This window comes from Ralstonia sp. VS2407, assembly GCF_052950655.1.
Genome location: NZ_JBRFVG010000011.1, coordinates 49,485 through 62,036, shown reverse-complemented (window position 1 = coordinate 62,036; position 12,552 = coordinate 49,485). Strand labels below are relative to the sequence as shown.

Here is a 12,552-nt window from a genome sequence, read left to right as displayed (position 1 = left end):
GCGAGCGGAGGCGAGGGGAGGTAGGCCGTCTCGCTTGCCGTCTTATGGCGGCGCCCGCCCGGGTGAGCCGACGCTGCCCCAGCGGAGCGTGACGAAGGCAGTTCGCAGCAATCTCGCGCAGCTATTGGTCTGATCGCTTGTTGAGCGGGCGCGTCCGCGTCAAGGTGGCTTACCCCCTCAACGTGCAGGCTCGATGGTCAAGCGTGCGCGCATAAAAAACGGCGGCACATATGGCCGCCGTTCGTGTATTACGAAATCTGCTGCTTACTGTGGTTCTTCGTCGTCCTGCGAAGGCATCGGTACGTTGCGACGAGTCGGCGGGGGACGCTTACCGACAACGATGGTCAGTTCCACCGCCTTGCCTTTGCGTGAAACCGTCACCTTAGCGTCCGCGCCGGGTTGCAGCTGAGCGATGCTGTTGAGCAGTGCCGTCGTATCCAGGATCGGCTCACCGTTGACGCTGGTGAGAATGTCTCCCGGGCGCAGGCCCGCCTTGTCTGCGGGGCCGCCTTGAACCACGGCGGCAATCAGCGCTCCATCCTTGCGCGACAAGCCAAACGACTCGGCGATTTCCGGCGTCACATCCTGCGGTTCTACACCGATCCAGCCGCGCACCACGCTGCCGGTCGAGATGATCGATTCCATCACCTGCTTGGCCAGCGACACCGGAATCGCAAAGCCGATGCCAAGCGAGCCGCCCGAGCGCGAGTAGATCGCCGTGTTGATCCCGAGGAGGTTGCCGTCGGCATCGACCAGCGCGCCGCCGGAGTTGCCGGGGTTGATCGCGGCGTCGGTCTGGATGAAGTTTTCGAAGGTGTTGATGCCCAGATGGCTGCGACCCAGGGCGGACACGATCCCCATCGTCACCGTCTGGCCCACGCCGAACGGATTGCCGATGGCGAGCACCACATCGCCAACGCGCACATTCTCCAGTCGGCCCAGGGTGATCGCGGGCAGATTGGGCAGATTGATCTTGAGGACGGCCAGGTCGGTTTCCGGATCGGAGCCGACCACTTTGGCGTTGGCCTTGCGGCCGTCGGTCAGGGCGACTTCGATCTCGTCGGCGCCGTCCACCACGTGGTGGTTCGTTAGAATGTAGCCTTCCGAACTGACGATCACGCCTGAGCCGAGGCTGGCCGTGGGTTCTTGGCGCTGCTCAGGAGCGCGGTCGCCGAAGAAGAACCGGAACCACGGATCAGCGCTGGCTTGCGGGTTGTTGCCACGCTTTGGCGCATTCTTGCTGCTGAAAATGTTGACCACCGCCGGCATCGCCACCTTGGCGGCTTCCGCGTAGGAGTTGCTGGAGGTGCCGCCGTGGCCGATCGGCGCGACTTCCTTGAGCGCGACGATGGGCGAGCCGGATTGCACTGCGACCTTGCCGCGCTGCAGCCAATCAGGCTTGAGCGTGGCGATCACAAACCAGACGGCCAGGACGACCGTGACGGCTTGCGCGAAAAACAGCCAAAAGCGGCGCAACATAGAGCGAAATTGAGTCCAAATGGATCGAAAAGAACTTGAATTGTACTTGAACGACCTGTTGCAGGCGGCCCGTTTTCGGGACTATTGCCCCAACGGTCTGCAGGTGCAAGGGCGCGACACCGTTACCCATATCGTGACGGGGGTGACCGCCAGCCTTGCGCTGATCGAGGCTGCCATCGATGTGGGCGCCGATGCCATCCTCGTGCATCACGGTTACTTCTGGAAGGGGGAGGACGGCCGTGTTGTGGGTCAGAAGCATGCGCGCCTGAAGCAACTTCTGGCGCACGATCTCAACCTGTTTGCATATCACCTGCCGCTCGATGCGCATCCTGAGCTGGGCAACAACGCGCAGTTGGGTGCGTTGCTGGGCATGTCGCCCCAGGGCCGGTTTGGCGACGATGAACTTGGCTGGGTTGGTACGCTTGCCGCAACGACAACGCTGGGCGCTTTCGCGCAGACGGTGTCGGCGAAGCTGAACCGGGCGCCGCTGGTGATCGGCGAGGAGGATCGCCCGGTGCGCACAGTGGGTTGGTGCACGGGCGGTGCCCAAGGCTGGTTTGATGCTGCCGTGGCTGTCGGTGTGGACGTGTATTTAAGCGGTGAAGCGTCGGAGCAGACCACGCATCTCGCGCGCGAATCGGGGGTTGCCTACATTGGTGCGGGGCACCACGCTACCGAGCGCGGTGGCGTTCAAGCGCTCGGCAATCATCTGGCCGAGCGCTTTGGCGTGGGTCACACCTTCATCGATATCCCGAATCCGGTGTGATTCGACTTCCGATTACGGCTTGTTCTTCAGGCTGTCGCGAATCTCGCGCAGCAGGAGGATGTTTTCGGGCGTTTCGGCGGGCGCAGCCGGCGGGTTGGCGTCGATTACGCGCGTGATGGCGCGCACCATCAGAAAGACGATGAACGCCAGAATCAAGAAATTGACCGCCACCGTGATGAAGTTGCCGTAGGCGAAGACCGGCACGCCTGCCTTCTTCAGATCGACAAGGGTGTGGGGCACTCCCGCCGGCGCCTCTGCCAACTGGATGAACAGGTTCGAGAAATCGAGCTTGCCAACGATACGGCCGATCAACGGCATGATCAGATCATTGACGAGCGAATCCACGATTTTGCCGAACGCCGCACCGATGATCACACCCACTGCCAGGTCGATCACGTTGCCGCGCATCGCGAATTTCTTGAAGTCTTGCATCAGTGCCATCGGTTTTCTCCGGATTGTTTGATTCGAGACAAACGGTCAAGCTAACGAACGGTTGACCTGAATTGTTGAAAGCGAGGCTGCAAGAGCCATGCCAAAGCCTTGTCAGCATTGGGCTGGCGGGCGATCGGCGTGTTCACTATATCCGTAACCGCTGCGCCCGGCGACCGCTATCGTTCGCTCGGTACGCTCGGGTATAATTTTTGGTTGACGCGAATCTATCTTGATTTCTCATCCTGGGGTCTTGAATGAGTGACCAGCAAAACGTGGACAAAGGTCGCCGTAATCTATTGATTGCGACGTCCGTGGCTGGTGGTGTGGGAGGGGTTGCAGTTGCGGCCCCTTTCGTTTGCACATTCGCACCATCTGAAAAAGCCCGTGCAGCGGGCGCGCCCGTAGAGGCCGACGTGAGTGACCTGGCCCCCGGCCAGATGAAGGTGGTGGAATGGCGCGGCAAGCCGGTCTGGCTGCTCAAACGCACGCCCGACATGCTGGAATCGCTCAAGAAGACCGATAACGAAGTCGCCGACCCCAAGTCCGACGTGCCCTTCACCATGAAGACGCCGGACTACTGCAAGAACGAAACCCGCTCCCGTGCCGAGCATAAAGACCTGCTGGTCGTGGTCGGCATCTGCTCCCATCTTGGTTGCTCCCCGTCTGGTCCGTTTCCCGCGGGTGCCAACGTGCAGCTCGCCGGAGACCCCGGCTTCGTCTGCCCGTGCCACGGCTCCACGTTCGACCTGGCTGGCCGCGTGTTCAAGAACAAGCCCGCGCCGCAAAACCTCGACGTTCCGCCGTACATGTTCCTGTCCGACACGAAACTGGTGATCGGTAAAGACGAGAAAGGAGAGGCTTGATCATGGCCGAGAAGAAGGTGGAGACAACCGGGCTGCTGGGCTGGATCGATGCACGCTTCCCGGCATCGGAGCTGTGGAAGGCGCATCTGTCGGAGTACTACGCGCCGAAGAATTTCAACTTCTGGTATTTCTTCGGATCGCTGGCGCTGCTGGTGCTGGTGATCCAGATCGTCACGGGCATCTTCCTGGTGATGAACTACAAGCCGGACGGTACGCTCAACGCCGCCGGCATCCCCGTCGCCTATGCGAGCGTGGAGTTCATCATGCGCGAGGTCCCGTGGGGCTGGCTGGTGCGCTATATGCACTCGACCGGCGCTTCGGCGTTCTTCATCGTCGTGTATATGCACATGTTCCGCGGCATGCTGTACGGCTCGTACCGTAAGCCGCGCGAGCTGGTCTGGATCTTCGGCTGCCTGATCTTCCTGTGCCTGATGGCCGAAGCCTTCATGGGCTATCTGCTCCCATGGGGCCAGATGTCGTACTGGGGCGCGCAGGTCATCGTGAACCTGTTCTCCGCCATCCCGCTGATCGGCCCGGACCTGTCTCTCTGGATTCGCGGCGACTACGTGGTGTCTGACGCGACGCTGAACCGCTTCTTTTCGTTCCACGTTATCGCGGTGCCGCTGGTGCTGCTGGGCCTGGTGGTCGCGCATATCATCGCGCTGCACGAAGTGGGCTCGAACAACCCGGACGGCGTCGAGATCAAGGCCAAGAAGGACGAGCGCGGCATTCCGCTCGACGGCATTCCGTTCCACCCGTATTACTCGGTGCACGACGTTGTCGGCGTCGCGGTCTTCCTGTTCATCTTCAGCGCGATCGTGTTCTTCGCGCCGGAAATGGGCGGCTACTTCCTGGAAGCCAACAACTTCATTCCGGCAGACTCGCTGAAGACACCGCCGCACATTGCACCGGTCTGGTACTTCACGCCGTTCTATTCGATGCTGCGCGCGACCACGTCGGACTTCCTGCCGTGGCTGTGGGGCTTCATCGCGATCATGCTGGGGCTGCTGTTCGTGCGCTCCAAGAGCATGAAGGTCAAGGGTGTCGCGGTGGCTGTGGCCGTGATCCTGGCGCTGGGCTTCGCCTTCATCGACGCGAAGTTCTGGGGTGTGGTGGTGATGGGCGGCTCGGTGGTGATCTTCTTCTTCCTGCCGTGGCTGGACCAGTCGCCGGTCAAGTCGATCCGCTATCGCCCGGGCTTCCACAAGACGCTGCTGATTGTCTTCGTGATTGCCTTTGCGGTGCTGGGCTATCTGGGTATCCAGCCGCCGAGCCCGGTCGGTTCGATCATCTCGCAGATCGGCACCATTCTGTACTTCGCGTTCTTCCTCGCGATGCCGATCTGGAGCCAGATCGGGACGTTCAAGCCAGTGCCTGAGCGCGTCACGTTCACGCCGCACTGATAGAGCCCGCGCACAAGGACCCATGAAGGACACAAGAATGAAAAAGCTGCTTGCGATTTTCGCCTTGGCCGGTCTCGTGTTTGCCGCGCCCGTGATGGCCAATGAGGGCGGCGTGCCGCTCGATCCGGCGCCCAACCAGTCCAGCGACACGTCTGCGTTGCAGCGCGGCGCCAAGCTGTTCGTCAACTACTGCCTGAACTGCCACGGCGCCAGCGCCATGCGCTACAACCGCCTGCGCGACATCGGTTTGAGCGAGGAGCAGATCAAGCAAAACCTGCTGTTCTCGTCAGACAAGGTCGGCGACACCATGCACATCGCCATGGACCGCGAGGACGCGAAGAAGTGGTTTGGTGCCGTACCGCCGGACCTGTCTGTCATTGCCCGCGCGCGCGGCAGCGACTGGCTCTACACCTACCTTCGCACGTTCTACCGTGACGACACGCGTCCGACTGGCTGGAACAACCTGGTCTTCGACAAGGTCGGCATGCCGCATGTGCTGTGGGAGCTGCAAGGCCAACAAGTGCCCAAGTACGCCGAAGTGAAGTCTGAGCACGGCGAGGCCGAGAAGAAGCTCGTCGGCCTTGAAGTGACGGTTCCGGGCAAGATGAACAAGGTCGAATATGACCAGGCAGTCGCCGATCTGGTCAGTTATTTGGACTGGATGGCTGAGCCTGCCGGCAACCTGCGCAAGCGCCTCGGCGTCTGGGTATTGTTGTTCATTGGCGTGTTCTTCGTGCTGGCCTGGCGCCTGAATGCGGCCTATTGGAAGGACATCAAGTAAAATCCGTGTTTTCCGGGCAAGGGCTAGGCCGGTGGAGAACTGGCTCTAGCCCTTTGCCTTTTCGCTTTTTGTGCCGTGGCGATGTCATTTGTCGTCACGGTTGTACCGTCATAGGGCCGCCCCCGGCCCATGCGCCAAGGAACTACAACCATGATGGTCTTGTACTCGGGCACCACTTGCCCGTTCTCGCAGCGTTGCCGCCTCGTCCTGTTCGAGAAGGGCATGGATTTCGAGATTCGCGACGTCGATCTCTTCAACAAGCCGGAAGATATCGCGGTGATGAACCCGTACGGCCAGGTGCCCATCCTGGTTGAGCGCGACCTGATTCTGTACGAGTCGAACATCATCAACGAGTACATCGACGAGCGCTTCCCGCACCCGCAGCTGATGCCGGCCGATCCGGTACAGCGCGCCCGCGCCCGCCTGTTCCTGTTCAACTTCGAGAAGGAACTGTTCACGCACGTCTCCGTGCTCGAGAACGAAAAGGGCAAGGCCGCCGAGAAGAATCACGAGAAGGCACGTGCGGCCATCCGCGACCGCCTTACGCAGCTGGCTCCGATCTTCCTGAAGAACAAGTACATGCTGGGCGAAGAGTTCTCGATGCTTGACGTGGCGATTGCGCCGCTGCTGTGGCGTCTGGACCACTACGGCATTGAGGTCTCCAAGAACGCGGCCCCGCTGATGAAATACGCTGAGCGTATCTTCAGCCGTCCGGCGTATATTGAAGCGCTGACGCCGTCGGAAAAGGTCATGCGCCGCTGATTGCCGCCGGGTCGCCGGTCTCGCTCGGGTTGCTCCTGTGCATGGCCGCGCCCAACGGTCACTGATTTCATCATGTCGGAAACCTCCACCAAGCCCTATCTGATCCGTGCCATCTATGAATGGTGCACGGATAACGGCTTCACGCCGTACATCGCTGTCTTCGTCGACAAGAGCACCAACGTGCCGCGCGAGTTCGTCAAGAACGACGAAATCGTGCTGAACGTGAGCTTTGACGCGACCAGCCAGCTCGACATGGGCAACGAGTGGATCACGTTCCACGCGCGGTTCTCGGGTGTGTCGCGCAAGATCGAAGTGCCGATCGAAAACGTGCTCGCCGTGTATGCGCGCGAGAACGGGCAGGGTATGGCATTCCCGGTAGAGCGCAGCACGCCGACGACACAGGCCGCAACCGAACGTGAGAACAATCCGCCGCCCAAGCTGGCCGCGGTGGACTCCGAATCGGTGCCTGCGCCGGTCCCTGTCGAAGCCGAAACCGGCCCGGAAGACGACCCGACGCCGCCGAATGTGCCTCGCATTGGGGGCAAGCCTGCGCTAAAGGTCGTCAAGTAACGCGTGTTAGGTTAGAATCGCGTTTCTTTGCCGGCTTAGCTCATCTGGTAGAGCAGTTGATTTGTAATCATCAGGTGGCGGGTTCGAGTCCTGCAGCCGGCACCAGCATCACGAAAACGGTCTCCCTTGCGGAGGCCGTTTTCTTTTGTCCGGCCGGTTTAGTCTGCTAAACGCGCACTTCTTTCCCAAAGATGCACGTCCAGCCCCGCATCGTGTCCATGTACTCGCGCACCCGGGCGATCCGCTCGCCCTCCAGCACGAAGACGAAGCAATAGGTGTTGTCGTAGCGTCGGCCGTTCGCCAGCGTGGCCTGCATGCGTTCCTCCACGATCACCGTTTCGTCATTGGCGTGGATCGCGCCGAGTTCTACCAACACATCGGCGACGAAAAGCTTCGGGAACGTGACCGTGAGGAAATGCACGATGGCGTCGCGCCCGATCATGTGATGCGTGCAGTCGAGCGCAATGGCGGTGGCGTTACCCTCGGGAGCGAGCCATTGCGCGTCTGGCGTGAAGCAGTCGGCGATGCGGGCGGCATCGCGTGACGCGAATGCACGCCACGCATCTATGACGATGTCTTTGCTGGTTCGAGACGTCATGTGCGGCATGGAAGAGCAGGATGTACGTCGATGCTAATGTCTGCAAACCTTGCTGGCGCGCCAGTTTCGGACCACTCCCTGTTCGCCTGCGATCCAGCTCCGCGAGCCTTAACCGCGCCGCACCCAGATCACTTTGCCGCCCTGAATGCCCAGATTGCGTCGTTCTTCGCGGTAATCCATGGTGCCGGGCAGGGCTCTGCCATCGCGCTCGCTAATGCGCCAGAGGCAGCCGTTGAGCAGGACAGCGGCGTCCTGTTCGGATTTGCCGATCAGGGCGTTGTCAGGACCTGCGGCCGCCTGGCAAGTGGCCGTGGCCGGTGTGTGTTCGGTCACCTTGGATTCGGCCCCGCTCCTGGTCTGTTCCGAGCCTGCCGTCGAGCAGCCGACCATGCCTGCTATTGCCGCGATCATAGTGAGCAGCGTTGCTAAGCGCGTCATACAACCTCCGTCTGATATCGCTGTGTCGAGCGCCCCCTCGTGATGCGCTCGATCGTGATTGCAGTGTACCGATGCCGACTTGCGAGGCGCCTCTCATCGCGTTGTTGCCGCCGCGCAATGGGCTTCGTGACACCTCCAAGAAAACGCTTGCCGCCGTCAACGAGACTTTGTTACTCTGCGCCCCGTCACAGCTACGGAGACTATCTCCATGGACAGTTGTTCTAGTCGATCCTCGATCGCACATTGAACGGCTAGACAGTCTCGGCGCATCGCCTCGCGCCTCACCACTGCCTAGCCGTATCGCACGGCAGGCGGTGGCGCTTGCGTAGGTTCTCTGCGCAAGTCCCTTCCTGAATTCGATTGTTGTATCCGGCACAGCCGCATGGCTGCGTGCGTTTGCGCGCGCCATGACGCGGCGTGGCCGGCGTTCGCCTACGCCCGTCAGAGAAACGGGCGGGGGAGGTCTCATGCTGTTTCTCTCGATGCTGGAGTACGTTTGGGTGGCGGTGCGTCCGCTGGTCTGGGTTCGCGTGCTGATGGGCGTGGCGGCCATTGTGTCGGTGATGTCGATGGCGCATGCGGCGGACGTACCCGCTTCAGCGGTTGACGTCCCACGCATCGCCAGCGGCGAACTGGACGACCGTTTCGGTTTCCATGGCCAAACCACCTACGTGTGGCAACGCAAGCCTGCCTTCAACGCTGCATACAGTGGCGGCAACAGCCTTGGCGCCTCGCGCGCCAAGAGCTATTCCTTCACGGCCACGCTCGACCTGGGCATGCGCTTATGGAAGGGCGCCGAGTTCCACTTCAACCCCGAGGTCGCGCAGGGCGTGGCGTTCTCAGAGCTGCATGGCCTTGGCGGCTTGCCCAACGGGGAACTGGCCAAGACGGCCGGGACGAATCCAACGCTGTACCGCGCCCGCGCTTTCCTGCGCCAGACGTGGGGCCTGGGTGGCGACACGGAAAAGGTCGACGCCGATTTCAACCAGTTCGCCAACGTCGTCGACAAGCGCCGTGTGGTGCTGACAGCCGGCAACTTCGCGGTGCCTGATGTCTTCGATGCGGTGTCGTATGCGCAAGACCCGCGCACCCAGTTCTTGAACTGGGCGTTCATGGCGCATCCGTCGTTCGACTATCCCGCCGATGCGCGTGGCTACAACTGGGGCGTGGCGCTTGAGTACGTCGACAGCGAGAACGGTTGGGCCGTGCGCGCTGGCCGCTTCCTGCAGCCGGAACAATCGAACGGTTTGCCGCTCGACACGCGGTTCCTCAAGCACTACGGCGACATCCTCGAGCTGGAGAAACGCTACACGCTGTTCGGTCAGGAAGGCACGGCGCGGTTGCTCGGTTGGCGAAACCAGGCGCGCATGGGCCGATTCGACGATGCGATGGCGCCTGGCGCTGCCACAGGTGCGGCGCCCGACGTCGGACTGGTGCGCAAGGCGCATGCAAAGCTGGGCGTTGGCATCTCGTTCGAACAGAAAGCCGGTGACAACCTCGGCCTGTTCGCGCGCCTGAATTGCTCGGACGACAAGACCGAGACGTACGCCTTTACCGAAGCTGGCCGGAGCGTGTCGTTTGGTGGATTGCTCAAGGGTGCCGCTTGGCGCCGTTCGAAGGATGTGCTGGGCGTGGCCGTCGCGGTGAACATGCTGGGGCCGGATCACCGCGCCTATCTGGCCGCAGGCGGCAGCGGCGCGTTCCTTGGCGATGGCGGCTTGAACTATGGCCACGAGCGCGTGCTGGAACTGTTCTACAGCCTGCAGGTAACCAAAGTCCTGGCGATCAGCCCCGACTTCCAGCTCATCCAGAACCCGGGCTACAACCGCGATCGCGGTCCGGCCAAGTTCGTGGGCGTTCGCGTCCACGCCGAGTTCTAACCGTAGGAGGACCCATATGGACAGTCCGAGTCGACCTTACCGAACGTCTTCTTTTCACTAGGCGAGTCCGCCGCACGGTTGTTCCTTGCTGCTGACTTGCCGCCCTGGCAAGGCAGCGGTGTCTGCATCGCTCCTTGATCGTTTCGACTTTGCCGCTGCGCGTATGTAACGCGTGCGGCGATGGCCGCGTGCCGTGCATGTGCGCACGCGGTGAGGAGAGTGTCATGCGCAAATTCAATATTCCCGCGCGTCGTTTCTCGGCGATCGCACGGCCTTTCAGCTCGCCGTTTGTGCAGGCCCGAGCCGGTGCGCCCGGGCGTGCCGACGCTGCGTCGACCACGTCCAACCGGCGCGCCGGTGACGGCGGCCAAGCGCTTTCCAACCAAGGCTATGCGGCGGCGGCCATCCGGCTCTCGCGCACCTATTGGTAGTTCAACGGCGGGTAATCCGATAACACAACACAAACGGAGTTCGATATGACCCAATTCGCTTCGGGCATCGACGCACCACCACGTCACGCCGCGCTCGACGATGCTCACGTGGGCGATATTCGCGGCGCGCTCGGCACCATCGCGCATCACGATACGGGCGCCCGTAACAGCTGGCGCGCGCGCTTGCGAACGCTGCTCGCCATCCTCGGGCCTGGCCTGATCGTGATGGTCGGCGACAACGACGCCGGCGCCTTCGGCACGTACACACAGGCCGGGCAGAACTACGGCACCACGCTGCTGTGGACGCTATTGCTGCTCATCCCCGTGCTGTACGTGAACCAGGAGATGGTGCTGCGCCTGGGCGCCGTCACGCGCGTTGGCCACGCGCGGTTGATCTTTGCGCGCTTCGGCAGGTTCTGGGGCAGCTTCTCCGTCATCGATCTGTTCCTGGTGAACGCGCTGACGCTCGTGACGGAGTTCATCGGCATCAGCCTCGCGCTGGAATACCTCGGAATCCCGCGGCATTGGGGCGTGTGCGCTGCCGCAGCGCTGGTCATGCTGGCGGCATCCACCGGCGACTTCCGCCGCTTCGAGCGCTTTGCGCTGGTGCTGGTGGCGGGCAGCCTCACGCTGATCCCGGTGTTCGTGATGGTGCATCCGCCGATGGGGCAGGTGGCGCGCGACTTCTTCGTGCCGGCGCTGCCCGCCGGTGCGCCGCTTGCCGAGGTGATGCTCCTGATCATCGCCATCGTGGGGACGACGGTGGCGCCGTGGCAGTTGTTCTTCCAGCAAAGCTACGTGATCGACAAGCGCATCACGGCGCGCTTCATCCGCTACGAGCGTGCGGACCTTTGGCTCGGCATCGTCCTCGTGATCGCCGGCGCGGTCGCGATGATCGCTTTCAGCGCCCAGGCCTTCCACGGCACGCCGGAGTTCGGCAATTACACCGATGCGCTTGGCACCGCGCACGGCCTGGAGCGCCACTCGGGCCGCTGGGCCGGCGTGCTGTTTGCGATTGCGTTGCTGGACGCCAGCATCATCGGCGCCTGTGCGGTGTCGTTGTCGACTGCATATGCGATTGGCGATGTGTTCGCTGTGCGGCATTCGTTGCATCGCAAGCCGACGGAGGCCAAGGGCTTTTATGCCGTGTACTTCGGCCTGACGTTGCTAGCCGCAGGGCTGGTGCTGACGCCGGGCGTGCCGCTCGGTCTGCTGACCAATGCCGTGCAATCGCTGGCAGGGGTGCTGTTGCCAAGCGCCACGGTGTTCCTGCTGCTGTTGTGCAACGACAAGGCCGTGCTGGGGCCTTGGACGAACGGCCGCGCGATGAACATCTTCACCGGCGGTGTGGTGGCTGTGCTGGTGACGTTGTCGGTCATCCTCACTGCCGCTGTGCTGTTCCCGGGCATTGGCGAATTCGAGATAGGCGCCATCCTGATCGGCGGCACGCTGATCGCGGGGGTGATGTCGCTCGTGCTGTGGCGTATCGAGCGACGTACCCATCGGCCGCACCATCCGCGGCGCGTGAGTGTGCTGGACCGCGACCACTGGACCATGCCATCGCTTGAGCAGCTTCCGCCTGCGCGCTGGACGCCACTCAAACGCACCTGGATGTTTGTGCTGCGCGGTTACCTCGTGGTGGCGGCAGGGCTGGTTCTGGTGAGGATTGTTGGGCTCCTCATCCAGTGACGCAGTCCTGTGAGGGCGAGGGGAGCCACCTGGGTGGCTCCCCAAGATGAGAATTGTTCTTATTATTCGCTGCCTATTTGGGCGCACATCTGGGGATAACGTCGGGTGCGCGCCACTGTGGCTGATTGTCGCAGTGCAACAACAGGCACTTTCGATTTGCTTACCCGCAAAGCCACGTAAACCCTAGCCGTACGGCGAGGGCATCACTTGTCAATCGACGCCGTTTTCTAGTTGCCTGAGCACATAGCGCGATCCGGAGCGCCATCTGGCGGTAAGATCGCGCCCGCATTCCACTTCCAACCGCGCTCCCCCAACGGGCGCATGACGTAGTGCCTGCTCCGACCTTTTACGCCCCCGATCTGTCGTCCGCCGCTTTGTGCGACGCGGCGGCGCTCGACTTCGCCCATGCCCGGCATGAGCGAAGCCCGCCTCGCCAACTGAGGGCGTTGGGTTCAGCTTC

Annotated in this window: 13 protein-coding genes and 1 tRNA gene; 10 read left to right on the top strand and 4 right to left on the bottom strand. The window is 62.2% G+C overall.

The window, feature by feature from the left end:
* Positions 1-264 precede the first annotated feature (264 nt).
* On the bottom strand, positions 265-1,479 hold the full coding sequence (locus ACU8YE_RS17980; RefSeq protein ID WP_446929292.1) for a Do family serine endopeptidase: 1,215 nt from the start codon (positions 1,477-1,479) through the stop codon (positions 265-267).
* Positions 1,480-1,498: 19 nt separating this feature from the next.
* Here ACU8YE_RS17980 and ACU8YE_RS17975 point away from each other — a divergent pair, with 19 nt between their 5' ends.
* Complete coding sequence (locus ACU8YE_RS17975) at positions 1,499-2,245, top strand: Nif3-like dinuclear metal center hexameric protein (RefSeq protein WP_232041150.1); 747 nt, start codon at positions 1,499-1,501, stop codon at positions 2,243-2,245.
* A 12-nt stretch (positions 2,246-2,257) separates the two neighbouring features.
* On the opposite strand, the gene mscL is transcribed toward ACU8YE_RS17975, so the two are convergent.
* Positions 2,258-2,686, bottom strand: coding sequence for a large conductance mechanosensitive channel protein MscL (gene mscL, locus ACU8YE_RS17970; protein ID WP_232041149.1), 429 nt, complete (start codon positions 2,684-2,686; stop codon positions 2,258-2,260).
* A 245-nt stretch (positions 2,687-2,931) separates the two neighbouring features.
* On the opposite strand from mscL, the gene petA reads away from it, so the two are divergent.
* The 6 genes from petA (at position 2,932) to ACU8YE_RS17940 (ending at position 7,161) form a co-directional block, all read left to right on the top strand.
* Positions 2,932-3,540, top strand: a complete 609-nt coding sequence (gene petA, locus ACU8YE_RS17965; RefSeq protein ID WP_009241960.1) for a ubiquinol-cytochrome c reductase iron-sulfur subunit — start codon at positions 2,932-2,934, stop codon at positions 3,538-3,540.
* Complete coding sequence (locus tag ACU8YE_RS17960) at positions 3,540-4,943, top strand: cytochrome b (protein ID WP_232043059.1); 1,404 nt, start codon at positions 3,540-3,542, stop codon at positions 4,941-4,943. Before petA ends, ACU8YE_RS17960 begins: the two co-directional genes overlap by 1 nt.
* A gap of 37 nt (positions 4,944-4,980) precedes the next feature.
* Positions 4,981-5,724 carry a cytochrome c1 gene (locus ACU8YE_RS17955; protein WP_024977815.1) on the top strand — a complete coding sequence of 248 codons (744 nt, stop codon included), beginning with the start codon at positions 4,981-4,983 and terminating at the stop codon, positions 5,722-5,724.
* Positions 5,725-5,874: 150 nt separating this feature from the next.
* A complete protein-coding gene (locus ACU8YE_RS17950; protein ID WP_004634649.1) occupies positions 5,875-6,486 on the top strand; it encodes a glutathione S-transferase N-terminal domain-containing protein in 612 nt (203 codons plus the stop codon).
* Positions 6,487-6,558: 72 nt separating this feature from the next.
* Entirely contained in the window at positions 6,559-7,056 is a 498-nt protein-coding gene (locus ACU8YE_RS17945; RefSeq protein ID WP_232041148.1) for a ClpXP protease specificity-enhancing factor, read from the top strand.
* A 29-nt stretch (positions 7,057-7,085) separates the two neighbouring features.
* Positions 7,086-7,161: transfer RNA gene (locus ACU8YE_RS17940), tRNA-Thr, on the top strand.
* A 61-nt stretch (positions 7,162-7,222) separates the two neighbouring features.
* Here ACU8YE_RS17940 and ACU8YE_RS17935 read toward each other — a convergent pair.
* Positions 7,223-7,654 carry a nuclear transport factor 2 family protein gene (locus tag ACU8YE_RS17935; protein WP_446929291.1) on the bottom strand — a complete coding sequence of 144 codons (432 nt, stop codon included), beginning with the start codon at positions 7,652-7,654 and terminating at the stop codon, positions 7,223-7,225.
* A 108-nt stretch (positions 7,655-7,762) separates the two neighbouring features.
* On the bottom strand, positions 7,763-8,092 hold the full coding sequence (locus ACU8YE_RS17930; protein ID WP_446929290.1) for a hypothetical protein: 330 nt from the start codon (positions 8,090-8,092) through the stop codon (positions 7,763-7,765).
* A gap of 467 nt (positions 8,093-8,559) precedes the next feature.
* Between ACU8YE_RS17930 and ACU8YE_RS17925 the strand changes: the two genes are divergently transcribed.
* The 3 genes from ACU8YE_RS17925 to ACU8YE_RS17915 all read left to right on the top strand — a co-directional run bounded on the left by ACU8YE_RS17925 (position 8,560) and on the right by ACU8YE_RS17915 (position 12,092).
* Complete coding sequence (locus tag ACU8YE_RS17925) at positions 8,560-9,972, top strand: carbohydrate porin (protein ID WP_446929289.1); 1,413 nt, start codon at positions 8,560-8,562, stop codon at positions 9,970-9,972.
* 224 nt (positions 9,973-10,196) lie between these two features.
* Complete coding sequence (locus ACU8YE_RS17920; RefSeq protein WP_446929288.1) at positions 10,197-10,403, top strand: hypothetical protein; 207 nt, start codon at positions 10,197-10,199, stop codon at positions 10,401-10,403.
* A gap of 45 nt (positions 10,404-10,448) precedes the next feature.
* Positions 10,449-12,092, top strand: coding sequence for an Nramp family divalent metal transporter (locus tag ACU8YE_RS17915; protein ID WP_446929287.1), 1,644 nt, complete (start codon positions 10,449-10,451; stop codon positions 12,090-12,092).
* The last annotated feature ends 460 nt before the right edge of the window (positions 12,093-12,552 follow it).

Bases quoted from the DNA above. Each gene is read 5' to 3' on its own strand.
- mscL (WP_232041149.1), bottom strand. From the start codon at position 2,686: ATGGCACTGATGCAAGACTTCAAGAAATTCGCGATGCGCGGCAACGTG.
- ACU8YE_RS17930 (WP_446929290.1), bottom strand. From the start codon at position 8,092: ATGACGCGCTTAGCAACGCTGCTCACTATGATCGCGGCAATAGCAGGC.
- ACU8YE_RS17925 (WP_446929289.1), top strand. From the start codon at position 8,560: ATGCTGTTTCTCTCGATGCTGGAGTACGTTTGGGTGGCGGTGCGTCCG.
- ACU8YE_RS17935 (WP_446929291.1), bottom strand. From the start codon at position 7,654: ATGACGTCTCGAACCAGCAAAGACATCGTCATAGATGCGTGGCGTGCA.
- petA (WP_009241960.1), top strand. From the start codon at position 2,932: ATGAGTGACCAGCAAAACGTGGACAAAGGTCGCCGTAATCTATTGATT.
- ACU8YE_RS17915 (WP_446929287.1), top strand. From the start codon at position 10,449: ATGACCCAATTCGCTTCGGGCATCGACGCACCACCACGTCACGCCGCG.
- ACU8YE_RS17945 (WP_232041148.1), top strand. From the start codon at position 6,559: ATGTCGGAAACCTCCACCAAGCCCTATCTGATCCGTGCCATCTATGAA.
- ACU8YE_RS17980 (WP_446929292.1), bottom strand. From the start codon at position 1,479: ATGTTGCGCCGCTTTTGGCTGTTTTTCGCGCAAGCCGTCACGGTCGTC.
- ACU8YE_RS17975 (WP_232041150.1), top strand. From the start codon at position 1,499: ATGGATCGAAAAGAACTTGAATTGTACTTGAACGACCTGTTGCAGGCG.
- ACU8YE_RS17920 (WP_446929288.1), top strand. From the start codon at position 10,197: ATGCGCAAATTCAATATTCCCGCGCGTCGTTTCTCGGCGATCGCACGG.
- ACU8YE_RS17955 (WP_024977815.1), top strand. From the start codon at position 4,981: ATGAAAAAGCTGCTTGCGATTTTCGCCTTGGCCGGTCTCGTGTTTGCC.
- ACU8YE_RS17950 (WP_004634649.1), top strand. From the start codon at position 5,875: ATGATGGTCTTGTACTCGGGCACCACTTGCCCGTTCTCGCAGCGTTGC.